Source organism: Alteromonas sp. MMG017 (assembly GCF_018100795.1).
Classification (GTDB): Bacteria; Pseudomonadota; Gammaproteobacteria; order Enterobacterales; family Alteromonadaceae; genus Alteromonas.
On sequence record NZ_JAGJDY010000008.1, the window covers coordinates 165,707 to 191,782 of the forward strand.

The 26,076-nt window shown below is 43.9% G+C and carries 22 protein-coding genes, 1 tRNA gene and 2 pseudogenes; 19 read left to right on the forward strand and 6 right to left on the reverse strand.

The genetic code is table 11. The annotated features are described in order from the left end of the window. Window positions 1-34 precede the first annotated feature (34 nt). From J8L84_RS13890 to J8L84_RS13930, 9 genes are all read left to right on the forward strand, one after another. Entirely contained in the window at window positions 35-2,134 is a 2,100-nt protein-coding gene (locus J8L84_RS13890; RefSeq protein ID WP_211071207.1) for a TonB-dependent receptor, read from the forward strand. Window positions 2,135-2,143: 9 nt separating this feature from the next. Then, complete coding sequence (locus tag J8L84_RS13895) at window positions 2,144-2,422, forward strand: YkoF family thiamine/hydroxymethylpyrimidine-binding protein (RefSeq protein ID WP_211071208.1); 279 nt, start codon at window positions 2,144-2,146, stop codon at window positions 2,420-2,422. After that, a complete protein-coding gene (pnuC, locus tag J8L84_RS13900; protein WP_211071209.1) occupies window positions 2,419-3,063 on the forward strand; it encodes a nicotinamide riboside transporter PnuC in 645 nt (214 codons plus the stop codon). Before J8L84_RS13895 ends, pnuC begins: the two co-directional genes overlap by 4 nt. Continuing rightward, a complete protein-coding gene (locus J8L84_RS13905; RefSeq protein ID WP_211071210.1) occupies window positions 3,020-3,811 on the forward strand; it encodes a phosphotransferase in 792 nt (263 codons plus the stop codon). Before pnuC ends, J8L84_RS13905 begins: the two co-directional genes overlap by 44 nt. Before the next feature lie 115 nt (window positions 3,812-3,926). Next, window positions 3,927-4,003 (forward strand) — tRNA-Trp (locus tag J8L84_RS13910). A 165-nt stretch (window positions 4,004-4,168) separates the two neighbouring features. Then, a complete protein-coding gene (locus J8L84_RS13915) occupies window positions 4,169-4,864 on the forward strand; it encodes a hypothetical protein (protein WP_211071211.1) in 696 nt (231 codons plus the stop codon). A gap of 24 nt (window positions 4,865-4,888) precedes the next feature. After that, window positions 4,889-5,338 (forward strand): ribosomal protein S18-alanine N-acetyltransferase, encoded by a 450-nt coding sequence (rimI, locus tag J8L84_RS13920; protein WP_211071212.1) that lies wholly within the window; start codon window positions 4,889-4,891, stop codon window positions 5,336-5,338. Window positions 5,339-5,475: 137 nt separating this feature from the next. After that, entirely contained in the window at window positions 5,476-5,775 is a 300-nt protein-coding gene (locus J8L84_RS13925; RefSeq protein WP_211071213.1) for a 2OG-Fe(II) oxygenase, read from the forward strand. Window positions 5,776-5,947: 172 nt separating this feature from the next. Next, window positions 5,948-6,883, forward strand: coding sequence for a DMT family transporter (locus tag J8L84_RS13930; protein ID WP_211071214.1), 936 nt, complete (start codon window positions 5,948-5,950; stop codon window positions 6,881-6,883). A gap of 21 nt (window positions 6,884-6,904) precedes the next feature. Here the strand turns inward: J8L84_RS13930 and J8L84_RS13935 are convergent. After that, window positions 6,905-7,630: pseudogene (locus J8L84_RS13935) on the reverse strand (LysR substrate-binding domain-containing protein); the annotation flags it as partial. Here J8L84_RS13935 and J8L84_RS13940 point away from each other — a divergent pair. From J8L84_RS13940 to argS, 3 genes and pseudogenes are all read left to right on the forward strand, one after another. Then, window positions 7,624-8,131: pseudogene (locus J8L84_RS13940) on the forward strand (MFS transporter); the annotation flags it as partial. The pseudogenes J8L84_RS13935 and J8L84_RS13940 overlap by 7 nt on opposite strands. 644 nt (window positions 8,132-8,775) lie before the next feature. Then, window positions 8,776-10,365 carry a peptide chain release factor 3 gene (gene prfC / locus J8L84_RS13945; protein WP_211071216.1) on the forward strand — a complete coding sequence of 530 codons (1,590 nt, stop codon included), beginning with the start codon at window positions 8,776-8,778 and terminating at the stop codon, window positions 10,363-10,365. A gap of 14 nt (window positions 10,366-10,379) precedes the next feature. Next, window positions 10,380-12,110 carry an arginine--tRNA ligase gene (gene argS, locus J8L84_RS13950; protein ID WP_211071217.1) on the forward strand — a complete coding sequence of 577 codons (1,731 nt, stop codon included), beginning with the start codon at window positions 10,380-10,382 and terminating at the stop codon, window positions 12,108-12,110. A gap of 105 nt (window positions 12,111-12,215) precedes the next feature. On the opposite strand, the gene J8L84_RS13955 is transcribed toward argS, so the two are convergent. After that, window positions 12,216-15,404: an EAL domain-containing protein gene (locus J8L84_RS13955; RefSeq protein WP_211071218.1), complete on the reverse strand. Its 3,189-nt coding sequence runs from the start codon at window positions 15,402-15,404 to the stop codon at window positions 12,216-12,218. 378 nt (window positions 15,405-15,782) lie between these two features. Here J8L84_RS13955 and J8L84_RS13960 point away from each other — a divergent pair, with 378 nt between their 5' ends. Then, window positions 15,783-16,364 (forward strand): NAD(P)H-dependent oxidoreductase, encoded by a 582-nt coding sequence (locus J8L84_RS13960; RefSeq protein ID WP_211071219.1) that lies wholly within the window; start codon window positions 15,783-15,785, stop codon window positions 16,362-16,364. Between the two features lie 83 nt (window positions 16,365-16,447). Here J8L84_RS13960 and J8L84_RS13965 read toward each other — a convergent pair whose 3' ends face one another. Beyond that, window positions 16,448-17,359: a LysR family transcriptional regulator gene (locus tag J8L84_RS13965; protein WP_247670785.1), complete on the reverse strand. Its 912-nt coding sequence runs from the start codon at window positions 17,357-17,359 to the stop codon at window positions 16,448-16,450. 93 nt (window positions 17,360-17,452) lie between these two features. Here J8L84_RS13965 and J8L84_RS13970 point away from each other — a divergent pair, with 93 nt between their 5' ends. The 6 genes from J8L84_RS13970 to lysS all read left to right on the forward strand — a co-directional run bounded on the left by J8L84_RS13970 (window position 17,453) and on the right by lysS (window position 23,368). After that, window positions 17,453-18,661: a TauD/TfdA family dioxygenase gene (locus tag J8L84_RS13970; protein WP_211071220.1), complete on the forward strand. Its 1,209-nt coding sequence runs from the start codon at window positions 17,453-17,455 to the stop codon at window positions 18,659-18,661. A gap of 3 nt (window positions 18,662-18,664) precedes the next feature. Next, a complete protein-coding gene (locus J8L84_RS13975; protein WP_211071221.1) occupies window positions 18,665-19,285 on the forward strand; it encodes an HD domain-containing protein in 621 nt (206 codons plus the stop codon). 127 nt (window positions 19,286-19,412) lie between these two features. Beyond that, window positions 19,413-20,039, forward strand: a complete 627-nt coding sequence (locus tag J8L84_RS13980; protein WP_211071222.1) for a DUF6515 family protein — start codon at window positions 19,413-19,415, stop codon at window positions 20,037-20,039. A 93-nt stretch (window positions 20,040-20,132) separates the two neighbouring features. Then, entirely contained in the window at window positions 20,133-20,570 is a 438-nt protein-coding gene (locus J8L84_RS13985; RefSeq protein ID WP_211071223.1) for a DUF2177 family protein, read from the forward strand. Window positions 20,571-20,687: 117 nt separating this feature from the next. Continuing rightward, window positions 20,688-21,786 (forward strand): peptide chain release factor 2 gene (gene prfB / locus J8L84_RS13990; protein ID WP_126871927.1). Its coding sequence is split into 2 segments (ribosomal slippage): window positions 20,688-20,762 and window positions 20,764-21,786, totalling 1,098 coding nucleotides; the frame shifts between segments, so codons are not numbered across the junction. A gap of 25 nt (window positions 21,787-21,811) precedes the next feature. After that, window positions 21,812-23,368 carry a lysine--tRNA ligase gene (gene lysS / locus J8L84_RS13995; protein WP_211071224.1) on the forward strand — a complete coding sequence of 519 codons (1,557 nt, stop codon included), beginning with the start codon at window positions 21,812-21,814 and terminating at the stop codon, window positions 23,366-23,368. 95 nt (window positions 23,369-23,463) lie between these two features. Here lysS and J8L84_RS14000 read toward each other — a convergent pair whose 3' ends face one another. The 3 genes from J8L84_RS14000 to J8L84_RS14010 are packed head-to-tail and all read right to left on the reverse strand — an operon-like array spanning window position 23,464 to window position 25,967. Further along, on the reverse strand, window positions 23,464-24,567 hold the full coding sequence (locus J8L84_RS14000; protein ID WP_211071225.1) for a 2-dehydropantoate 2-reductase: 1,104 nt from the start codon (window positions 24,565-24,567) through the stop codon (window positions 23,464-23,466). 8 nt (window positions 24,568-24,575) lie between these two features. Further along, window positions 24,576-25,409, reverse strand: a complete 834-nt coding sequence (locus J8L84_RS14005; RefSeq protein ID WP_211071226.1) for a pseudouridine synthase — start codon at window positions 25,407-25,409, stop codon at window positions 24,576-24,578. Next, on the reverse strand, window positions 25,410-25,967 hold the full coding sequence (locus J8L84_RS14010; RefSeq protein WP_211071227.1) for an Hpt domain-containing protein: 558 nt from the start codon (window positions 25,965-25,967) through the stop codon (window positions 25,410-25,412). Window positions 25,968-26,076: the final 109 nt, after the last annotated feature.

The following is a 26,076-nucleotide window of genomic DNA, read 5'->3' on the forward strand; positions in this document are numbered from 1 at the left end:
GGATCTTTTTTCTTAAAAAAGAATAAGAGATCCCATGCAAAAACCTATATTTTGTCTTTCTTTACTTGCCGCTTCGCTTTCAGTTAGCGCACAAACTACTCAGCAAGAAACACAACTTGAAGACGTTGAACGTATTGTCGTTAGCGGAGACTTTCGCGAAACTGTATTAGACCAACTAAGTGCAAGTGCTACCGTTATGAGCGCTAAGCGCTTAAGCAGTCGCCAGCCTACCCATATTGATAGTGTGCTAAACAGTGTGCCGAACGTGAACTTCGCCGCAGGCGCTTCTCGCGGCCGCTTTGTTCAAATTCGCGGTATCGGTGAACGTAGTCAATTTGTAGAGCCTATTAACCCGTCTGTTAGTTTCATCGTTGACGAATTTGATTTCTCTGGTCTTGCGGCAGCGGGCCTTATTTTTGATACGCAGCAGCTAGAAGTGTATCGCGGTCCTCAAGCCACGTTATTTGGTTCTGGCGCATTGGCAGGAGCAGTAAAGCTTTCTAGCAATGCGGTAGGTGACGAAGGGCCTGATTATGTTGAGATCAGAGCAGGCAATAAAGATAGCTACCGCGTAGAGGCAGCCACTGGCAACGATATTAACCAGGATTGGGGTTATCGCGTTGCACTTATGCATAACAGTAGTGATGGTTTTGTAGAAAATACCGTAGTTAACAGTGACGGCACCGAGCAAAAACGTGATGATACGAATAATCTTGATGAAACCGCAGCGCGCATAAGTGTTGCTGGGAATATCGACGAAAGAAGCACTTTGGCGCTGACGTATCGTTGGTATGACATCGACAATGGTTATGATGCGTTTTCGCTAGATAACAATAATCAGACGTTATCTGATGAGCCAGGTTTTGACACTCATCAAACCCATGCTGTGAGTGCTAGAGCCACTACCTCGACTAATGGCGGTGACTTTATTTTAATTGCCACCCACGCTTCCCATAATATCGGTTACGGATATGACGAAGATTGGACTTACGAAGGTTTTCACCCTTTCGGCTATACCTCATTTGACGCTTATTTCCGTGATGTAGACACCCAAACCGCAGAAGTACGATTTGTATCTTCAGACAGTGCTGCGTTATTTAATGGCGCGACGGCTTGGACGCTTGGTGCTTTTTATAAAACCAGTGAAGAAGATTTGTTACGAGAGTACACCTATGCATCAGGTGACTTTACCAGTGTGTATGAACCCACCACCAAGGCGGTATATTTACAGACTGAATCTACACTTACCACTAGCCTAACGTTAGTGGCAGGGTTACGTGTCGAAAACTACGGTTTTGATTACTCAGATAACAATGGCCTTGAAAGTAGTCATGATACTACGATGACTGGCGGTAAAGTGGCATTGCAATACACAGGTGAAAACCACTTTTACTACGCCAGTATTTCTCGCGGCTACAAAGGGGCAGGGTATAACCCTGACGAACGTGTATCAGATGAGCAGCGATTCTTTGATGAAGAATATAACTGGAACTACGAGCTTGGTGTAAAAGGGCCTTTATTGGTGCCTGAAGTTACCATGCGAGCCGCCCTTTTCTATATGGACAGGGACGATACGCAAGTAAGTAATTTTGATGTTCAAATACGCGAAGATGGTACCGCTGATTTTATCGACATTATAGACAACGCAGATATAGGCACTAACAAAGGTGCTGAGCTAGAGTTAAGTTGGCTGGTAGATGAAAACTGGACCATGAACATGAGTTTGGGCTACCTAGATGCAACTTTTGAAGATTATACGCTTACCGATGGCACTGTGATTGAAAAACAGCGCCAAGCACAAGCACCTGAATACACGGCTAACTTATTTAGTGAGCTATCCATTACTGATGATGTGCTTTGGCGCATTGATATTGATTTCAAAGATAGCTACCGTTTTTCTGATGGGCATGACGTAGAAGCCCCTTCGACAACACTAGTAAACAGTGAAATTGTATGGTTTTCTGATAACTGGCAAACCAGCCTGTGGGTTAAAAATGCCTTCGATAATGAGTATTACACCAGAGGTTTTGGTGGGTTTAGCAATGACCCTCGTGATGAGTATGCGTTTGCAGAACCTTATTATCAATTAGGTAATGGCCGACAGTTCGGTGTTACCGTTAAATACCAATTCTAGGAGTATGCTATGCAAGTCATGGTTGAGCTATCGTTATACCCATTAGTAGGTGAATATATTGAGCCTATTCAGCAATTTATTGATCGCTTGAATAGCTACGGTGATATTGGTGTATTAACTACTTCTACCAGCACGCAAGTGTCCGGTGATTACGGACATGTGATGTCTATTCTTGGTAAGGAAATGCAGCGCACTCATGAAGAAGTTGGACAGGCTATTTTCGTGGCGAAGTTTCTAAACTACGATGCTATGCAGGCGAATAAACAAGCCAGAAAAACTGAAGCATGAGTGCATTTTTCACTGAATTTTTGTCGCAGATAGCGGCCACATCAAAACTGGAATGGTTGGCTGTAGTGCTTGCCATTGCCTATGTGCTGCTTGCGGCAAAACAGAATAGCTGGTGTTGGCTTTGTGCCTTCGCCAGCACGGCTATCTATACCTGGCTGTTTTGGCAGGTGACGTTACCGTTTCAGTCCATCCTGAATTTCTTCTATATGATAATGGCAGGCTATGGTTATTATCAGTGGTCAAAAGGTGGTGATGGGGGCACTGAGAAGCCAGTGCGTTCATGGCCGCTATGGATACATCTTACAATAGTCCCTGTGCTGTTGTGCTGTGCGTGGGGATTATCTAAATTAGTCACTTCCCAATTTAATAGTGATCATCTACTACTCGATGCGAGTATCCATCTTTTGAGTGTAATTACCACTTTTATGGTGGCGCATAAAGTTTTACAAAATTGGATTTACTGGTTCTTTATTAATTTGGCCTCCGCCTTTTTATACTTTCAAGTGGGGATGGCATTATCAGCATGCTTGTTCCTTGGGTATGTAGGATTCTCGATTTTTGGGTATCTACAATGGTTAGCGCAATGGAATAAGCAAGATGAAACCGGAAACTATTATTCCGCTTTTGAAAGAAGCACTTAATTTATCTGATTCAGCTACAGTGGAACGTCACCCCGCTGGCATAGTGAATCAGGTGTATCATCTTAAAGATGATAATCGTGGGTTTGCTGTCAAATGGGTGGGGGAAGATGCATTTAGCGGCATCGACAGATTCCATCAGTTTGTATTGCAACAGCAACTTGCTGAGCGAGGCATTGCACCAAAGCCTATTTGGTTAAGCGATGATGAATTAATTTGGGTAGAGCAATGGGAGGAGGAAACTGATCCTCATCCCAGTATTCGTTCTCCCGAAGCGTTGGCATCAGTACTTGCCCGTGTCCACGCCCTGCCTATCACCGCTAGACCTCTCAATTTATTTTCTCGTTGGTTGCACTATATGCACTCCGCTGGATTGAAAGAAGGCGATGCGCTTTTCGACCGCGCTATTCAACTTCGGGCAAGTTTAGTGAAAAGTGAAGGCAGCACAGAAGACTATGTGCTGTGTCACAACGACCTACTTGCTCATCATGTGGTACGTGACTCAACGCCTTTCATTGTTGACTGGGAATACTCGGCCATGGGTAATCGCTATTTCGATGTGGCTGGGTGTGCAAAGATAAACGCAATGAGTGAAGCGCAAACACAGGCATTAGCCATCGCCTATGCAAAAGAAGTAGGTAAAGATGAAGATGAGGTCTTATCGCAAGTTCAACTTCACATGGAAATCGTTAACGTAACTAACGATTTATGGCTGGCTGCGCTTGAGGCAACCAAGCAAAACGCTGGCTAAAGCACGCTTTTTGTTTGTTTTCACAGCGCTTTGTTTGTTTAATAAGCGGTAGTGCATAAGGCAGTAGAAAAATGCTTTACCTTTTATATGTCATCCGTATAATGCACAGCGCGCTAGGGGTGTAGTTCGAATTGGTAGAACAGCGGTCTCCAAAACCGATGGTTGGGGGTTCGAGTCCCTCCACCCCTGCCACTTTCCCTTCTTGTTTTCTAAATTCAATTTTTATCATTATTTATTCTTCTTAAGCTAAGTTAAACTCAGCAAGTTAGTCATTCTGTATCTGCCATTTTTAATCGCGTTGCCATTTTTAATCGCGTTGCTATACAATGTTAAGTAATTAAACGAGGTTGGATTTTTATGTCGCTTTCTACTTTTCAGCGTGCTGTGTTGCAAGAAATGGGGATCCCTGTCTGGGTGAGCCAGTCATCGCTGCAAGTTGAAAACACGAACTCGGTTGCGACTGATGTTGAGAATAAGCCCTCTGCTAATGTTTCTTTTGCAACGACCAGCAATCATTCACCGGCCATGCCTTCTAATGAAGAAAAGCAAAGCCGGTTGGCACAACTTCGTGCTCAAGTATCATCAGATTCAACCAAAGCCTCTGGCCAAACAAAAGCTACCAGCCCGAACGCTAGTGATTCGTCGTCAGCGACACCGCGCTCGGTAGGTAGTAATGCAGATAGCGCTGCAAGCAAGAGTGCACCAAAAGCGAAGTCTGTTAATGCTTCGAGCCAATCATCCAGCCAATTACCCAGCCAATTATCGAATGTGTTGTCCAATCCTGCTTCGACAAATCCACCTGCTATGGTTGAATTAACCCAAGCACAGCGCTTACAGGGCAAGCAGTGGCTGCAAGATTTAGATGTTGCGCTCGCTTATCTTCAATTACCCTTCACCAGTACTCAGGTGAAGCTAGGGCAAGACGTAGCAGTAACTAACGGTGGCATTGTTATACCGTCAGCGCCTCACTTACTGACGGCAACGATGCAAAAGCAGCTGTGGAAAATGCTTTGTGCTTTGCCCAACAATGTAAAATCGCCAGAAGCGCGTTAAATTCCCTCACTCGGTTGACCTATTTTGCATATCCAATTAGTTTCAAATACAAGTTGTCAAAGTGCTTTAGCGCAAGCCCACGGCATTCACGAAGCGTCTCAATTCAAACCTTGGTCTTTTGCAACGTTTGCTGATTGCACTACGGCACCCTATTTCGGTGCCCTTGCTATAAAAGATGATCAAGTAGTGGGATACGCATTGGTACTTGAAGTGGTTGATGAAGCTACCTTGATGGATATTGCAGTAGATAAGCGTTGTCGCCAAGAAGGGATAGGGCGGGCTTTAGTGGAGTACGTAAAACAACACGCCCAGCACAACGAAATGACCTCAATGTGGTTAGAGGTTCGCGCCAGTAATATTGGGGCAATCAACCTTTACGAACATACCGGTTTTGAGCATATCGAAGTAAGAAAAAGCTATTATCAAACCGCTAACGGCAAAGAAGATGCTAAAATAATGAAAGCCTCGCTTTAAACTCAAGAAGCTAAACTAAACACGCAATCGCACAAGTTATACCTTCTCGATCTACCCGCGCACTATCAGTCTACTCCTGTTCTCTGAGACAATAACATTCAATGTTTACGTTGTTAAAAACTAACTAAAGAGGATAAATGCCAAAGGTTATCAATCGGGAGATTGTGCGATTTAAACGGTTTGCCATTAATCTTGTGACCTATCCTGAAGGTCATCGGGTAATGAGACATAACGACCCTGTAAGCGAAGGGAAATACTATAAGTTTAATGTGGTATTAAAGCAGCCAAAAGTGGGTGGGGTGTTTTGTGCCGACAAGGTTATTTTTAACTTATTTAACCGTGTTTATTTCTTTCGGCCTGATTTGTACAGTCATAGTGTTACGCCCATTCAACAAGGGCAACGCAAACTATTGTCTGTGGCAATATTATTACCTTAGTTTAACCTTTATTTCCCTTGGCCTTTATGCGCGATAAGGCGCCTAATTACGTCGTTAAGGTCTATATCCGGTTTCAGGTTATTCGCGTATATTGCGCGGCTAAGTGAAATGTCACTTACTGTCTTATTTTTTGTGAAATAGCGCATGCTTTTTCATTTTATAGGTATTGAATATGTCTTCTGCGTTGCCTCCTCCGTCAGTTCAAGCAAAAGGCATTAAAATGTTGTTTGTTTCAGTGTTGTGCTTAGGCTTAAGTTGGCCAGCAATGAAGCTAGGTTTAGATTCTGTAAGTGCGTATTGGATGGTGACACTTAGGTTATTATTTGCCTTGCCTGTTATCGCCTTGTTTGTGTTTATCACCAAAAAACGATTACCTACTTTTTCACGGCCCGACCGCGCGGTTATCTTTACGGTAGCCTTGGTGCAGTTCATTGGCTCTATGGGGTTAATCACGGTTTGCCTGCAGTACATTCCTGCCGGTACCGCGAGTATTTTAATTTACACCACACCACTGTGGATGCTGGTGATTGATACCGTGTGGTATCGACAGCGACCTGCAGCAAAACGTTTTTTACTGACGAGTATCTCTACAATTGGCGTTGGCTTAATATTATTCGCGTCGGGCCAGCCTGGTGCTTGGTTACCTTTGTTTGGCATGCTATTAGCTTCGGGATTGTGGGCCGTGTCGATAAGGCGTGTTTCATTTCACAAATGGCATGGCAGTGTTATTGATGCGGTGTTCTGGCAATTTGCATTGGCTGGAGTAGTAATGCTAGCGATTGCCTGTGCTATTGAGGGTGTCCCCAACTTTGCTGAATACGGGGCGCGAGGTTGGTTGTCACTATCTTACATTGGACCAATCGCTACTGGGTTGGGTTTTGGTCTTATGGTGTCTGCAGGGCCTAAGCTTCCGCCTGAGCGCATCGTACTTATTAGCACGCTTACGCCAATCATTGGTTACGTAAGCTCGGTACTGTTACTAGGTGAAACCTTGCTGCCCATGGTGATTGTTGGCGCCACTGTAATGCTTTGTGCACTTACCCTCAACGCGTTGCCAAAGTCGGCACTAAAGAAATTGATATCCAAGGTGCCTGGGCAAACCAAATAAACTGGGCCAATAAACAAGTCGCTACAGCTTGAGACGTGGCTGTATAAAATCTAAAAAAGCCGAGATACGTGACGACACTGCACTGTTTCGGTAGTACACCGCTTGCACGGGCTCTCGATTGTTTGGTGTAAGTAAGTGCTCGCCTAATACGCTGACAAGTTTACCGTTTTCTAAATCGTCTGCCACCATAAAGTGCGACAGTAGGGCAATGCCTTGATCTGCTAAACAAAGCTGCCTGATGGTTTCCCCGCTGGATGCTTTTAAATCGAAATTAAGTTTTACCTCTTCTGATAAAGGCCAGCGGTTCAAGCTAGCGCCACTGGAAAAGCCAATGAGTCGATGTTCGCCCAATGACCTTATAGACACATCAATATTAGAACTTGCTAAATAGGCTGGGCTCGCCACCAAATGAAGTGCACTTCGCCCCAAGGTTTTGGCATGCAAATTAGAATCGCTCAGGGCACCAATTCGAATGGCGATATCGGTTTTATGTTCAAGCAAATCAATGATGTTGTCGTGACTGGTGATATCGAGTTTTATCTCTGGGTACGCCTCACGAAATTCACCTATCAGTGGGGTTAACTGATGCAGCACAAAGGGGCTGGCTGCATCTATTCTTAATAGCCCAGAAGGTTTTTGGTTTAGCAGCCGTAACGCTTCTTCGCCTTTTTCTAGTAAGTTCACACTGTCGCGGGCGTACTGTAGGTAGACTACACCTTCTTCGGTTAGCTCCAGTCGGCGGGGGGACTTTTACGACATTCACCTAAGCAAGAGAGCGGTTTTGCGCCTTCTGCGGTAAGTATTATCATGCTGGTTTACGGAGTGTCTGTGGCCATTGGTAATATTTACGGCGGTAAACTTGCCGATAAGAAAGGGCCCATAAAAGCGCTTACTATTATTTTTACTGCTCTCGCGCTCATACTATTTACCCTAACATTTACCATGAACACCCAAGTAGGTGCTGTATTAACCGTATTGGTGTGGGGCGCATTTGCCTTTGGTAATGTACCTGGCTTGCAAGTATATGTGGTGAAATTAGCCGAGCGATACACCCCAAATGCGGTAGATGTGGCATCAGGGTTAAATATTGCTGCGTTCAATATTGGCATTGCACTGGGTTCAGTATTAGGTGGTGCAATTGTTGAGGGCATGGAATTACGAGATACCGCCTGGGTGGGTGGCGTGATTTGTTTAGCAGCGCTGGTAGCAACTCGATTCAGTGGTTCCTTAGATGCGCGCACAGCTTAAGCTTGAGTTTGTTAAATCGTTAGCGTTTTAAAAGGTTAAATATTAAAAAGAACGGCGGCGCAACATAATAGCAAGGTGTTGAGCCGCCCGTTTTGCTATCAATAGATCATGAGATTAAAAAATTCTGAGTTTTAGAGAATATGAGGTTATGAAATCTTTTCTTTAGCACTCTCATCATGGCAGTTATCTCTGCCTAAAAAAACACTTTCACCGCAGCTTTAACAGCGCTCTTTTCAGCGCTATCACTAATCCCGCTACTATGTCTTTAATTGGCTCTGTTTTCGCCTCTTTTAGCAGCTCTTTTGCCAGCACTATTTTCACCTCTGAAATCACGAATTTATCCATCAGACAATATTTAACGGTGAGTTAAGAGAAAAACGTCAGCAGAGCGTGTTTTTAGCTGCCACAAATGTATAATAAGCGGCATTTTTATACTCCCTCAATGCTTTCCACTTTTTGGGTGCTAATTAAGGCTTCAAAAGGGAAGGTGTGATGCTTGGCGTCCCTTCGTAATGCTGTGTACAAAAGCTGGTAGCAAAAGCACGTTGCACACGTTAGTACGACAGTAAGAACGCCACTAAGCAAAGCGAGTAAATACTCAAGACTGAAGTACCATTACGGGTACGAAACGGGACCGATTTTTCATGGCAAATGCCGATTTTCTAAACGAAATCAATAAGCGAAGAACGTTCGCTATTATCTCGCATCCAGATGCGGGTAAAACCACCATTACTGAAAAAGTACTGTTGTTCGGAAACGCACTGCAAACCGCAGGTACGGTAAAAGGTAAAAAGTCTGGCCAACATGCAAAGTCAGATTGGATGGAGATGGAAAAAGAGCGTGGTATATCTGTAACCACTTCTGTAATGCAGTTTCCTTACAAAGACCATTTGGTTAATTTACTGGATACGCCTGGACACGAAGATTTCTCGGAAGATACCTACCGTACGCTTACCGCAGTAGATTCTTGCTTAATGGTTATCGATGCCGCGAAAGGGGTAGAGGATAGAACCCGTAAATTGATGGAAGTTACCCGTTTACGTGACACGCCTATCTTAACCTTTATGAACAAGCTCGACCGCGATATTCGCGATCCACTAGAAGTGATGGATGAAGTTGAGAGCGAACTCGATATTCTTTGCGCGCCAATTACCTGGCCAATCGGCTGCGGGAAAAGCTTTAAAGGGGTTTATCACCTTTATCGTGACGAAACCATTTTGTACCAAAGTGGGCATGGGCACACCATTCAAGAAGTTCGTATCTTAAAAGGGCTAGATAACCCTGAACTTGAAGATGCCATTGGCAGCGACCTAGCTGAAACTTTACGTGACGAGCTAGAGCTTGTGCGCGGTGCATCAAACGACTTTGATAAAGAACTCTTTTTAGACGGCCAGCTTACCCCAGTATTTTTCGGTACTGCATTGGGTAACTTTGGTGTCGACCATATGCTTGATGGCATGGTTGAATGGGCTCCCGCGCCACAAGGCCGTGAGACTGATGAAAGCCCAGTTGAATCGACAGATACCAAGTTCAGCGGTTTCGTATTCAAAATTCAGGCGAATATGGATCCTAAACACCGCGACCGCATCGCGTTTTGTCGTATTGTATCGGGCAAGTATGAGAAGGGCATGAAAATGCGTCACTCACGACTTGGCAAAGATGTACGTATTTCCGATGCTTTAACCTTTTTAGCCGGCGATAGAGCCTTACTTGAAGAGGCGTATGCAGGAGATATTATTGGTCTGCACAACCACGGGACCATTCGAATTGGTGATACTTTTACCTCAGGTGATAACTATCGCTTCAGTGGTATCCCTAACTTCGCACCAGAATTATTTAAACGTATTCGATTACGCGACCCGCTAAAACAGAAGCAATTGCTAAAAGGCCTTATCCAGCTTTCAGAAGAAGGTGCGGTTCAGGTATTTAGGCCGCTTGCCAATAATGACCTCATTGTAGGTGCGGTAGGTGTACTTCAGTTTGACGTGGTCGTCGCCCGTTTGAAGGCAGAATACAATGTTGATGCATTGTACGAGCACATTAACGTAAACACTGCCCGATGGGTGTACTGTAAAGACGAGAAAAAGCTGGATGAGTTCCGCCGCAAGGGTGAGCAAAACCTTGCACTAGATGGTGGCGATAACCTTACGTATATCGCCCCTACTAGAGTGAACTTACAGTTGTCGCAAGAACGTTACCCAGACATCGAATTTAAAAACACGCGCGAAAATTAAGATAAAGAATAACTATGAATATACATGCATTATTAATTAATCGATTTAGTGAAGCTTTAGAAACAATGGGTGTTGAAAACGCACCTATTCCTGTATCGCGCAGTGCTCGTCCTGAATTTGGTGAATATCAATTCAATGGCGCAATGGCGTTGGCGAAACAGCTTAGACAAAAGCCTCGCGATATTGCAGAAAAGATTGTTGAGATTGTAAAGCTTGATGATGTGGCCAGTAAATTAGAAGTGGCCGGCCCAGGTTTCATCAATGTTCATTTGAACAATGAGTGGTTGGCAAATCAGTGTGAATTGGCCCTAAACGATCCACGCATTGGCGTAGCAAAATCGCCAGCACAAACCGTAGTGGTAGATTACTCTTCACCAAACCTAGCGAAAGAAATGCACGTAGGGCATCTACGTACCACCATTATTGGGGACGCTGTGGTGAAAGTGTTGGAGTTCTTAGGCCATAAAGTCATTCGCCAAAATCACATGGGTGATTGGGGGACGCAGTTTGGTATGTTGCTAGCGCATTTGTCAGACAAACTTGAACAAGAAGTCGCTGAAACGGCGTTGTCTGACTTAGAAGACTTTTACCGTGAAGCAAAAGTGCGTTTCGATGACGAAGAAGGCTTTGCCGATCGTGCACGTGAATACGTCGTTAAGCTTCAAGGCGGTGATGAAAAATGCCTAGGCTTATGGGAAAAGTTCATTGATGTATCTATTGCACACTCTGAAGACGTTTATAAAAAGCTAAACGTAAGCTTAACTCGTGCCGATATTATGGGTGAATCTGCCTATAACCACGACTTAGCTAACGTAATTAGCGAATTAAAAGCGAAAGAGATTGCGGTAGAAGACCAAGGCGCTCAAGTGGTTTTCATTCCTGAATTGGCCGATAAAGAAGGTAATCCAGCGGTTTATATTGTGCAAAAATCTGGTGGCGGTTATCTATATGCCACCACAGATTTAGCGGCTATGCGCTATCGCAGCGGCACGTTGAACGCCGATAGAACCCTAATTCTTACCGACGCTCGCCAAGCACTACATTTCAAGCAAACCGAAATTGTGGGCCGTAAAGCAGGCTTTATGGAAACCACTCAAACCTACGAGCATTGCCCATTCGGTATGATGTTAGGCAGTGACGGAAAGCCATTTAAAACCCGTACTGGCGGTACGGTTAAATTGGTTGAGCTATTAGATGAAGCGGTAGAGCGTGCAGGTAAATTAATTGCCGAACGTGACAATGATTTATCTGAAGAAGAGTTAGCGGAAGTTGCCCGTAAAGTAGGTATTGGCGCAGTTAAGTATGCTGATTTAAGTAAAAACCGTACTACTGACTACATGTTTAACTGGGACACCATGTTGAGCTTTGAAGGTAATACCGCCCCGTATTTGCAATACGCTTACACGCGGGTTAAAAGCTTATTTAGAAAAGCCGGTGTTGCCATTGAAACTATGCCAGTAGATATCAATATTGTTGAAAAACAAGAACACGCATTGGCGGTACTGTTATTACAATTTGAAGAGGTGGTAGGCTTGGTATCACGTGATGCAACGCCTCACGTGTTGTGTACTTATTTGTACGAACTAGCCAGCGCCTTCATGAGCTTCTACGAGGCTTGTCCAATGCTAAAAGACGGCATTGAACTGAAAGTACGAGACAGCCGTTTGGCTTTATCAGCGCTTGTCGCCAGCACGTTAAGCCAAGGCTTAAATCTGCTTGGTATCGAAACATTGGAAAAAATGTAAAGTTGATAACGTAAACGTTTTTAGCATCTGATTCACGAATACAAGTATTCAGTATGCTATGTCTATATTGCTATTTTAAGAGGCTGACATTCGTGTCGGTCTTTTTTATGCCTCGTTATCGACAAGCGCTGGGGCAGGGCATCGCCACTCGGTCTTAGTAGACCACTGGTCTATCCAATCGGGCATGTCTGTGGCGGGCATAGGTCTAGCAATACCGTAGCCCTGGGCCAGTTCGCAGCCCAAATCCAACAACGATGTGCCATGAGCAATGGTTTCAACCCCTTCGGCAATAACATTGCGATTAAACGATTTAGCTAGGGCGATAACCCCCACTACAATGGTTCGATCTTCTGGGTCGATTAACATATCACGCACAAAGGTTTGGTCTATCTTAATGACTTTAGCCGGCAATCGTCTTAAGTAAGTGAGAGAGGAATAACCCGTTCCAAAGTCATCAATGGCAAAAGTCACCCCTAACTTTACGCAATCGTCCATAATTTCCGCGACTTTTTTAATATCACCTAACTTGCTGGTTTCTAAGACTTCTAACTGAAACGCTTCAGGGGGAACATTGGGTACTTTTGATAACAAACGTGATAAGCGAATAGGAAAGTTTCTTTGCTGTATCTGCAACGCAGAAATATTCACACTAATGGGAATATGAACCCCTAATTGCTGCCAGCGATTATATTGCTGCAATGACTCTTCGATAACCCATTCACCAATATCTATACTGAGTTGGTGATTTTCAATAAAAGGTAAAAAGGCTGCAGGGGAAAGTATACCTTTAACGGGATGTTCCCAGCGAATAAGGGCCTCTGCACCAATAATTTCTCCGGTGCGCATATTCACTTTTGGCTGGTAGTAAAGCACAAACTCTCTGTTATGAAGGGCTGTGGTTATGCTCTGGAGTATTTCATGGCGTGCTTTTATAGCGTCTTCAGACTCTATATCAAAAAGGTGATAGCAATTTTTGCCCTTCTGTTTTGCCACATACATCGCTTGGTCGGCGTGGCGGATAAGCTGATCAGCATCGGTGTCATCTGCAGGGTAAAGTGTCACGCCAATACTGGCAGATACTTTAAGTTGGTGCTCACCAATTTTTACCGGTTCAGATGCTACTCTCAGCATATTCTTAATAATGGCAGCAAAATCTTGTGGTTGTTTTAGGTTTGCTAATACCGCAACAAACTCGTCACCTCCAAAGCGTGAAATAGTATCACTCTCTCGCAATGTTCCTTTTAAACGATGAGCCAAGATCACAAGGAGTTCGTCGCCCACACTATGACCAAAGTTATCATTTATTTCTTTAAAACCATCTAAATCGAGCAGCGCCACTGCCACAAACCCTTTATCGAATTTACATTGAGACAGGGCTCTATCTAGTCGCTCGGCAAGCAGCGAGCGGTTAGGCAAATTAGTTAACACATCATAATGTGCCATATGCTCTAATTTGTATTGCTGCTCTTTGGCTTCCGAAATGTCGCTAAATATAGCAATGTAATTTTTAACATTGCCTTCATCATCATTGACTGCGCTAACAGTTAATAGTTGGGCGTAAACCTCATGATTTTTACGTTTGTTCCAAATCTCTCCAGCCCAATAACCTTTGCTTATAATAGACGCCCATAGGTGACGGTAGAATTCAGGAGACTGCTTTCCCGACTTAAACATATTAGGTTTTTTGCCTAACACTTCGTTTCGCTTATAGCCTGTTATATCAACGAAGGTTTTGTTCACATCTATAATGTTTGCGCTGCTATCTGTGATGAATATGCCTTCTCTTGCGTGAGAAAATACACTTGCAGATAGTTTTAGTTTTTCTTCTAAATGTTTGTTCTTGGTTATGTCTTGAACTAACGAGGTTACGCTTATTACGTTACCTGCTAGGTCAAGAATAGGGGTGCTATACCATTCGCAGATTATAGGGAGGCGTAATTTAGTCACGTTTTTATTTATTTTTCGCTTTGGCGCCTTTTTCTTAATGAGCTGAGCGAATGCGTCGTTTATTTCACCTCGACGTTCTAAAGGTATAATGAGATCTGAAGCATGTTTGCCAATCGCTTCTTCTTTTTTATAGCCAAAAATATTTTCTGCCGATTTATTCCAATCGGTACAGATAAGCTGAGTATCCCAAGTAATGCACCCTAAGGGGGTATTTTCGATATGACTTGCTAAGGTATTCTTACTTTCTAGCAAAGAAGCCTGGCTATCGATAAGTCGCTTTTCTGCCTCTAGCCGTGTTTTTGCCATCGAGGTGAAGCGTTGCTGTAGCTTCACTAACTCAACGCTACCATGTAAAGGTGCATCGCATACGTCTTTGCCTTCAGCAAGGGCTTTAGTAGATTGAAGTAATGTGCGTATTGGCTTTAATACATTTCTTCGCACGCCCCATACTGAGACACCTACAAGTAGTATTACTATCGCGGTCAGTATTCCGGCCGTTTTAATCAATCGCTCATTAATGACTTCCAGTGTCTGCTTAAGAGGAATGCCTACCGTAATATTGATTTGCTGACCATCTTCAAATAAAGGGCGTTTTACATATACCCGTTGATAAGGGTCATTGGAAATAACGGCGCTATTATCAGGTGCGGTATTCGAGTTATCTATTGCAGTGCTAGAGGTGCTTAATAGTGTTCCTAACAGGTTGTTGTTGGTTGGATATGCAGCAACAATCTTATTCTCGCTATCGGTGATGTAAGCAACGGTATTATTGGGTAAATGAGACTCTGAGAGCGCTTCACTCCACCATTCTAGTGAGATAACCGCTACCACTAACGCCACCACAGTTTCGTTTGTAGCATTCATTACCGGGTAAGCAAAATTCACACTAGTAAGATTAGTCGCTCGGTCTATTTGAAACTCACCGATGGAAAAATCTCGCGCGGCTAGCGCCTCTTGAATATAAGGACGGTCGGAGACATTTATTGGGGTATTGATGGGACGTGCATTACACAGTAGCTCGCCATCAGCCCTTGGGGCCCCTAAATTAATATAGTTACTATTTACCTTAAGTACGTTGGCAAGAAAAGCACTGCATGCTTCAGAGTTTGGCTTTTGAACCGCGTCGAAACTGGCAAGGTTTTGCAGAAAAACACGTGTTTTATCAATCAGTGTAGACTGGAATTTTGAGGTGGCCTTGGCGGTATTTACGGATTGGCTTATGGCAGCTTCTATAGCGTGTTCTCTTTCAACGTATGAGTCATAAAAAACGCCAACCCACCCTGGTAATGCAACCATAACGATGAGGAGAATTATTCTCGACTGCAGTGACTGAAAAAAGTACGCCATGTATTATTTTATAAATCCATTTAACGAAGATGACTACGAAAAATGTGAGATTTATCGTAGTGTATAACCGTATTAAGCCGTGCGTGAATTTTCGTGAAATTTAAAATGCACTAGCAATTCAGGTAAGTATAGTAACAATACTATAAAAGCGTTAATTATGATTAAGGTATTGCTTTATTTAAATATTATTACCTAACTTAGGGCATGTTTATTCATAGATTTGGGCTGCTGATTTGCGTCAGTGTTTAAATAGCCGGCTTATTATTCGCATTTTTTTGCTCACATTCTTGCTCAATAGTGTAGTAGGGTGATTCGCTACAATGCATCGAGTTTGTATGGCATAAACATTTGAATAGTACTAACAAAGGAATTTAAATTATGACGAAGTTACTCGCTTTTTCTGGCAGCACACGGAACGGCTCATTTAACCAAGCAATACTCACGGTTGCTGCTGAAGGAGCACGGGAGTCGGGCGCCAAAGTGACTGTTGTAAATCTAGCCGACTACCCAATGCCTATCTTTAATGAAGATGAAGAGCGCGCATCTGGCGTTCCAGAAAATGCGAGAGCCTTCAAGCAACTGTTAACTGAGCATGATGGTTTCTTAATTGCTTCTCCAGAGTACAATTCGAGTTATCCTGCATTGCTTAAAAATGCCATAGATTGGGCCACTCGCATGGAAGAAGGTGATAAACCTATGCAGGCTTTCAGAGGTAAAACGGCAGGTATTATGGCTGCATCTGCCGGCGGTTTGGGTGGAATGAGAGTGCTAGTGGTTCTGCGCATGCTGTTGGCGAACATTGGTGTAACGGTGTTACCTGCACAACTTGCTGTGGCAAAAGTAAATACCTTAATGGACGACAGTGGGGTAGTTACCGATGAGAAAACCATCAAACAACTTAAAAATTTAGGTAAACAAACCGCTGAATTAACAATGAAGATGACAGCACAGGTTCTATAAAGTAGTGCTGAGGCGAGGAGGCGAGTCATCGTCGCCTCTACATTTTTATCAATCTAGTCTTTTGTAACCTAGCCCTTTGTAATCTAGTCTTGCTCCACTTCTTTAATAAACCACTTTATTACATTACCTATGGCAAAGTTTGCGTATTGATCTGAACAAATCTGATATCCCCGAGTTTCAGATTTTAATCGCGGCCCTAATTCAATAAGTTTACCTTCTTCAATAAAAGGGTTTATTAACCCTTCCCATCCTAAGCAGAGGCCGTGCCCGCCAATGGCGGCTTCAACAATAAGAGGGTAATTGTTATACCGAAAAGAAATAGGGCTTGTGGAAGGCTTAACGCTTAATGCTTGGGCCCACCGTTGCCAATTTAGCCAACGGGAATCATCTACGTCCTTGTGTAGTAGCGGGAGGTTTCTCAAATCACTGAGTAGTTGGCCGCTTTTTAAGTGGTATTTGGCTGCGAATTCAGGTGAGCAGACGGGGAAAACTATCTCAGGGATTAACATCGTTTCAAACTGATATTTACCAATCTTTGATGAAAAGTGAAATAATATATCTGCATGTGCAGTGGTAAGGTCACTTAAACTGTTGGTTGGTTGGATTTCGAAAAGATAATCAGGAAAAGCTTGTTGTAATCGCTGTAGCCTAGGCATTATCCAATGAAAGGCAAAACCAAAATAGGCGCTAATAGAAATTTTAGTTTTTGTTTCACGAAAATCTTCTCGTGCGTTATTGGTAGCACGCAGAATAGATGATGTAGAGCCTCTTAACTCGTTGTAATACTTAAGCCCTTCAACCGTAGGTGTAACGGGTTTCTTACTACGATCAATTAAGATACCACCTACCACATCTTCCAGTGCACGAATTCTTTGAGACACCAGCGGTTGTGTAATACCAAGATCTTCAGCTGCTAATGTCATAGAGCCATGTCGTACTGTAGCTTCAAAACACAATAAGCCGTTAAGTGTAGGTAACTCAGATTCTTTCATCATTACTAATTTGCATGTTAGCTATAAGGCTTTGCTACTGTAATATAAACCACGATTACTTGATACTTCTCCTATTGATTTTTAAGGGAGATTCTCGTGCAGCAAATAGACTATATTATCAACGAAGCGAATGCTTCCGTGTCAGCGACTGTAAATGGACAACACTATCCTTTACCCGCGTTATGGCTTCGTGAGCGTTGCCAAGATTCAGAAAACCTTGATAAAACCACCAAGCAACGCTTTTTCGACCCACATCAGTTAGATGAAAATGTGTCGCTTATTAAGGTAGAAAAGAAGCACAATACGCTTGCTAACCTAACGTTCAGTGACGGGTATTCTGGTGAGTACGATTTGAATGAGTTCGCTGCCGACTTCGACGTTTGGGATGGCGCGCCTAACGATATTCCGTGGAAAAGCGATGTGGACAAATCGTTATTTCATATTGATTTAGCCACGTTGAAATCGGAAGCGGGGTTAATGAAAGGAATAGAAATATTCTTAACCTACGGGGCGCTAATTGTTGATAACGTGCCTACTGAATCAGACGCGGTATTAGAAGTAGCAAATTTATTTGGCCATGTGAGAGAAACTAACTTTGGTAAACACTTCGAGGTTTTCACCCGTCCAAACTCTAACGATCTTGCTTATCGTTCAGTGCCTTTAGGGCCGCATACCGATAACCCTTACCGAAACCCCATGCCGGGTATTCAACTTCTGCATTGTTTAGAAAACCAAACGACAGAAGGCTTGTCCACATTGGTTGATAGTTTGTCGGTGCTAGAGCAGTTGAAAAAAGAAGATCCCGACGGGTTCGCATTGCTTTGCACGGTACCTGTCCGTTACCGTTATTATGACAACGAAGTTGATTTGATAGAAAGGCGTACCATGATTGAATCTGACCCTAGCGGCAGAATTACGGGGATCGCTTATAGCCCGCGACTCGACTATTTGCCGCTATTACAAGATGAAGAAATGGTTATATTTCATCGTGCCCGTAAACGTCTGGGACAGTTGTTGTGTTCGCCTGAGTATGAGTGGCGTTTCAGATTGGAACCCGGTCAATTGCAGATGTTTCATAACACCCGTGTGTTACACGGACGCACAGGGTTTGACCCTAGTGAAGGGCGTCGTCACCTGCAAGGCGCTTACATAGATATTGATGCACCAAAAGGCCGATACAATGCGCTTAAAAGAAGGCAAGGTTCTATGCATACCAACGATGCGGTTGAAACAACAAGTACTAAGGGTGAGTTTGAAATAGCGAATACCAAGGCCACAGTAGAAACAGCAAAAATGAGAGGTTAAGTGATGGAAACTGTTCAATTTCGCCAGATGAAAGACGGAACAAAAGAAGAGTATTTGTTTCTTACCAAACATGAAGATGAATACGCGAAAGGCTTGCCCGATAGAATATTGGAAGCGCTGAAAAATTTAGAGAACACCTTATCAGGCTATCAGGTTTCACGACTTGGACACTCACTGCAATCAGCAACCCGCGCTGAAGCCGATGGCGCCGATGAGGAAATGATTGTAGCGGCACTTATTCATGATCTTGGTGATGACTTAGCGCCGCACAATCACTCGCAATACGCGGCATCGATTTTACGCCCCTATGTGCGATCTGAAGTGACTTGGATTATTAATCAGCATGGATTATTTCAAAACGTGTATTACGCCCATTTTTTAGGTGGCAATCCGAATGAACGAGAGTATTTAAAAGATCACCCTTGGTATCAAGCCTGTGTAGATTTTTGTGAAAAGTGGGATCAATCATCATTCGACCCTGACTACCCTACAAAACCACTTTCACACTTCGAGCCATTGGTTAGAAAGATATTTTCTAGAACGGCATTCGACCCCAAATATGTGGGTGAACAAACCATGGGTAAAAGTGCTGTTGATATCGCCATGTCTGGAACTAGTGAGTAAAAGGCGTAAGCCTCGTAAAGGTTAGGTAAAGGTATAAGAAGATCTATTCTTGTATAGGTCTATACCCCCATATAACTAAGTGCACGGCATTGTCGCCGTACTCTTAATTTGTTGGGAGTAATACTTTATGAATTTACTTACGAATTTACGCTTAATACCCATTGTATGCTCTATTACTTTACTAAGCGCATGTGCGGTGCCGCTACATGGTGGCGGTGCACGCGGTGGCTTTCACGGTGGAAATGCAGCATTAAGTATAGGTGCGGGCATTGCGGCGGGGGTTGCTGTTGCAGTGCTAGCATCCCCGCGATATGAGCCAGGACATAGAGTAAGGCACTTACCTAAAGACGCTGCCTTCATTCGTCACCATGGCATAGACTATCGATATAGAAATGGTGTGTATTATCGCAAAATAGGCAGCGATTTTACTGTAGTGTATCCGCCTGCAGGGGTCATCATTCATACCTTACCTGATCATCCCGATACCATTTTTGTCGATGGGCAAACCTATTATGTTGTGGAGGGGGTGTATTACAAACGAATGGATGGTGAGTATATCGTAGTGAAAGCCCCTGTCGAATGGTCGCGAGCAGACAGTGGTGAATATCAAGCAGGCAAGCATTACGATGCTCTTCCTGAAGGTGCGCTGCCAGTAAAAATACATGATACTCAGTACTTTTTATCTGGCGGTTTATATTTTCTGCCTCAATCATCCCAAGGGCAAGTCACTTACCTCGCAGTGAAATTGAACTAGTCTCGTCAGTATACAAATTTTACATATTGCTATTTTATTCATAGACATGACAAACTGATAATCTGCGCATGTTTATGAATGGAACGCGAGTTCATGCTTCAAAAAATCATTATGTTTTCTTCCAGTATAGCTCTTTCGATATTGGCCATTTTATTGTGCTTTGGTGTACTTGATGCCCTATGGCTAGGCTGGATAGCCCGTGACTGGTATACCACCGAAATGGCGAGCTTATTGCGAGAAAGTTATATTACTTGGCCTTGGATAGTATTCTATTTAATGTATGGCTTTGTGGTATTTGTATTGGCTGTTGTGGCCAACAGAGACAAGCCACTTTACTACGCAGGTATTGATGGAGCACTGCTTGGGCTCGCCAGTTACGGAGCATACAACCTAACTAACTACAGCATTGTTGAAGGGTTTACACTGTTTATCACGGTGATTGATTGGGCCTGGGGCACCTTCTTAACCAGTGCAAGCGCAATGGCGGGCTGGGTGGGCTTTCAACAGGTGCGAAATAGTGAAGATAATTAAACGCTAGGCCGATTTTTAGTCGGCTCTTTAAGCTGCCTTTTATTTCGTTAACCCCTATCAAATTTCGTCCAAATTCGGTACTATCCGCGGTCTTATTTTACAGTTGATAAGCGGACTATGTTTGAAGTAAACCCCGTTACCAATGCGATAAAAGATATCCGCGAGCGCACCGACGCGCTTAGGGGGTACCTTTGACTTTGATGCAAAGTCAGAGCGCTTAGAAGAAGTTAACCGAGAGCTTGAGAGCTCTGAGGTATGGAACGAGCCAGAACGCGCACAAGCGTTAGGTAAAGAAAAGGTGGCCTTAGAGCTGGTTGTAGAAACAATTCACAACCTTGAACAGGGCACCGAAGACGTTGAAGGTTTGCTTGAACTCGCCGTTGAAGCAGAAGATGAAGAAACCTTCGATGAGGCCAACAAAGAACTAGAAGGCCTGCTTGAGCAACTTGAAAAGCTTGAGTTTCGCCGCATGTTCTCTCAGCCTAATGATGCCAACGATTGTTATATTGATATTCAATCTGGCTCTGGCGGTACAGAAGCGCAAGATTGGGCTAATATGCTCCTTCGCATGTACCTTCGTTGGGGTGAGGCTCACGGCTTCAAAACCGAGCTTATTGAAGTATCTGATGGCGACGTAGCGGGTATTAAAAGTGCTACCTTGCGTATTGCAGGTGAGTACGCTTTTGGTTGGTTACGTACCGAAACGGGCGTGCATCGCTTAGTGCGTAAGTCGCCATTTGACTCAGGGAACCGCCGTCATACGTCGTTTTCATCTGCCTTTGTTTACCCTGAAGTAGATGACGATATCGATATTGATATAGACCCTTCAGATTTGCGTATTGATACTTACCGCGCTTCGGGCGCGGGTGGTCAGCACGTAAACAGAACCGATTCAGCGGTGCGTATTACCCACGAACCTACAGGTATTGTAGTGCAGTGTCAGAACGACCGCTCGCAGCACAAGAACAAAGATCAGGCGATGAAGCAGTTGAAAGCTAAACTCTACGAGTATGAGCTTCAAAAGCAAAACGCCGAGAAACAAGCGATGGAAGACAGCAAGTCAGATATCGGTTGGGGAAGTCAAATTCGTTCATACGTACTAGACGACTCTCGCATTAAAGATTTGCGTACTGGCGTGGAAACACGCAACACTCAGGCCGTGCTAGATGGTGGCCTGGATAAATTTATCGAAGCCAGCCTTAAATCAGGGCTGTAATCCGAACAACGAAAGTGAATAGGTTATGACTGACCAACAAACCGACGAAAATAAATTAATTGCTGAGCGCCGAGCAAAACTAAGCGCAATTCGTGAGCAGTGCCGTGCAAATGGCTTCCCAAACAGCTTCCGTCGTGAAAACTATGCTGACGAACTTCAAGTCAAGTTCGGTGAACTAGATAAAGAAACCTTGCAAGAGCAAGGTAACAAAGTAAGCATTGCTGGCCGTATTATGGCAAAGCGTGGCCCTTTCATGTTGCTTCAAGACATGACAGGTCGCATTCAAGCTTACGCAGATAAAGACACGCAAAAAGCCCTTAAAGCCCAATACGGCGCGCTAGATATTGGTGACATTATTGGTGTTGCTGGTGTATTGCATAAGTCGGGTAAAGGCGATTTATATGTGAACATGGAAGAGTATGCATTGCTAACCAAAGCACTGCGCCCTCTACCTGAGAAGTTCCATGGCCTAAGCGACCAAGAAACTAAATATCGTCAGCGATACGTTGACCTTATTACCAGCGAACAAACCCGCAAAACCTTTATGATCAGAAGTAAGATTGTAAATGGTATTCGTAACTACCTAACTCAGCGCGACTTCCTTGAAGTAGAAACGCCTATGCTGCAGGTTATTCCTGGTGGTGCTACTGCGAAGCCGTTTGTTACTCACCATAATGCATTAGACATTGATATGTACTTGCGTATTGCCCCAGAGCTTTACTTGAAGCGCTTGGTGGTAGGTGGTTTCGAGCGTGTTTTCGAAATTAACCGTAACTTCCGTAACGAAGGGCTTTCTACGCGTCATAACCCAGAGTTCACCATGTTGGAATTTTATCAGGCCTATGCTGATTTCAACGACCTGATGAACTTAACAGAAGACATGTTGCGTACCCTTGCCGAAGATATTCTTGGTTCTAGTGTTATTACTAACACCACCAAAGATACCGACGGGAACGTGGTTTCAGAAGTACAGTACGACTTTGGTAAGCCGTTTGAGCGCTTAAGCATGGGCAACGCCATTTTGAAATACTGGCCAGAAGCCAATGAAGCCGCTATTCGCGACCCAGAAGCTAACCTTGATGCACTTAAAGCCATGGCGAAACAGTTGCATATTAAAGAGCCTGAAGTTGACGGTATCTGGGGCGCGGGTAAGTACCTATGTGAAATCTTCGAAGCTACAGCAGAAGAGAAGCTTGAACAGCCTACGTTTATTACTGAATACCCGTGGGAAGTATCGCCACTTGCACGTCGTAACGATGACAACCCGTTCATTACCGACAGGTTTGAATTCTTCGTTGGCGGTCGTGAGCTAGCAAACGGCTTCAGCGAGTTGAATGACTCTGAAGATCAAGCTAAGCGTTTCTCTAAGCAAGTTGAAGAGAAAGATGCTGGTGATGATGAAGCGATGCACTACGACGAAGATTACATTCGTGCACTAGAGTATGGTTTACCGCCTACCGCTGGTGAAGGTATTGGTATCGACCGTTTGGCCATGCTATTTACTGATAGCCCAACGATTAAAGACGTGATTTTATTCCCGCATATGAAACCTGAAGTGTCGAAAGGCGCTGAAGAAGAGTAAGCTGTGTGGATGACGTTACGAATAAGTGACGTTATGCCTAAGTGACTTTATGAGTACGTTATAAAAAACAGCTTTATAAAAACAACTTACAGCGCTTATGTTAAACGCGCAGTGATTTGTTTTGTAAGAAGGGTGTTGAGGGGAACTTCAATACCCTTTTTTTGTGCCATTTTGACAATATACCCATTAATGGCTTCAATTTCCGTTTGTCGATGGTGTAGCACGTCTTGGTGCATACTGGAGTAGTTATTGCCGGTAAGGCTTGCGACTTTAATTACTTGCTGTTCAATTTCAATCGCATCAAAGCACTGCCCACATGCATTTGCCACTTGAGCAAATTCTTCACAAAGCGTTTTACGTTCATTAGCAAACTGCTCACCAGCAATATGGCTATTGGTTATATTATTCAGGGCTGTTAATGGGTTTATCACCACATTGATAGCAAGCTTGGCCCACAATGCCTGCATGATGTCAGCTTGGTAATTCACTGGTGGAAGCAGCGCATGCAAAGTGTGACACACACTTTTCACCCACTCAGGCATGGCTGAGTGTTCGTGCGAAAGCAAATGAGGGGCAATACCAATCTGAGTAGCGCCCTCGCCAGTGTAAATAGCCTGAGTTTCCGTGCGCTTCATGGCCCCATGGCTGGTGGTAGCAAGCAGCAATGGTTGGCTTGGTGGCAATATCGATTTCGCAATTTCATACCCACCCATACCATTATGTAAAAGCACAACTGGCGTGTTACCCCCTAAAAATGGCAACCATTGAATAAGCGCGTCTTTTAAGTGGTGTACCTTTAAAGGCAATACCAAAATGTCGTTATCAGAAAGGTGAGGTTTGGTACTGCTTATTTGCGTAACGGGGTATTCGGAACCGTCAATCCATTCTACGAAATAGGGGGTGAGTGTCCCATTGTCATACTTCTCATCGTCATTTTGTGAATAGAGTGTGGGTGTCTCAGTTTTAGGTTGCTCACTATTATGTTGTTTAAGGCTAGTTTTCTGAAAACCAGATTTATCAACTTGAGATACAAGGCTTCTTGGGTAAAGCGCGTAAGGCATGGTTTGTTTTTCGGCAGCTCCTGCGAGTAAAGAGCCAATAGCGCCGCTGCCTACAATGTGGATTTTTTTTATCGCGATCTGCTCAGCCTTTAAGTTTTCTGTTTCCTGCACGCCTTGCTTTGCCTTTTCACCTTTCATTTCTTACATCAAGCCTTGCTAACTAACTGTAATAAAGAAGGGGCGATCTCGGGCCAGGTGAAAGTATCTGGTTCAGGCAATTCAGCTAACCAAGTCGCCACTTCACTGTCAGTGAATAAATCACCTTCTAATATGGGGGCTTTCACTGAAATAGTGCGAGAGGGTAGGGGAATGCTTAACCAGCCGGCGTGCAAATGCAATATATCGGATGGTGCGCCACTATAAAGTGTGTCACCAAGTATGGCTGCGCCAACACTTTTAAGGGCGACTCGAATTTGATGGGTTTTGCCCGTAAGCGGTTTTACGATAAAACCGCGATAGCCAGGTTTGGCTGACTGACTAAAAAATTGAGTGACTGCAGGGTTATCTTTGCTTTTAAGTAACATGAACTGGCCGCCGCGGCGGTTTTTCATATCACCGACAATAGTACCTTGTTTCTTTTTCGGCTTGTCGGCACTAATAGCAAGGTAGTACTTACTGACTTGGCGTGTCGCAAAGGAATCACCAATAAGTGCTGCTGTCTGTGCATTTTTGGCTAAACACAAACAGCCGGACGTGCCGGTATCTAAGCGATGACAAAGATGAAGCTGGCTATAACCGGTTTGTTTCCTAAGTAGGCTGACAATACCTAATGTATGGGTGTCTATGTTGCTGTCTATGTTTCTGAGACTGCCTGAGTCTGCGCTTTCACCGGTTCTTATATTTTTACCAGCCCCAGTGCTCTTGGCATTTTCAGTATTAGCAGTATCCGCAATATTTGCACTGTCATGCATGGCGATGCCGGAAGGCTTGTTGACGATAAGCACATCGTTATCGTCAACTAAGATAGGAATTTCGTTCACCTAGGCTTTTTCAAGCAATTTAATGGCTTCGTCGTAGTCTAGTTCGTCTACCGCCTCTTCAATTTCTTGCTTCGTTTCAGCAGGAAGTGAAAGCACACTTAGCCACTCATCAAGCGTTGACTGGGAAATGAATTCACTGGCTTTTAATGCGGCAATAAATTGATCGCGAGCTTGTGCCGCCACGGCGCTAGTTGCTTCAGGCGCTGCGGGCTCAGGCGCTGCCGATAGTGCATCAACAGCCGCTATGGTTTCATCAACGAGAGCAGAAAAGCTGGCGTAGTCATCGGGAAGGCATTTGTCGTTTCTAACACTTGCTTCAACCGGCTTACTGGCGTGATGCAAAGCAAATAACCCTAAGTTACCTGCCACACCTTTTAGCGTGTGAATTAAAGAATATGCGTCGTCGAAATTACCTTCTTTCACTAATCTCTGTAAATCATCGTTTGCTGAGCGATATTCATCCGAAAACTTATTTAATAAGGTTAACAACAGTGTTTTATTACCACTTAGTTGAGACATGCCAAATTCAAAATCTAAGACTGTTGCGGGCTGATCCATATAAGTTCCTTTAACTACGTTTCTGTACTGTGTTCACTGTCAGTGTATTTCAGAATTTTATAAATTAATACAATGATAGCAAGTCAGAGCAAGTAAAGCGTTAAAAAGT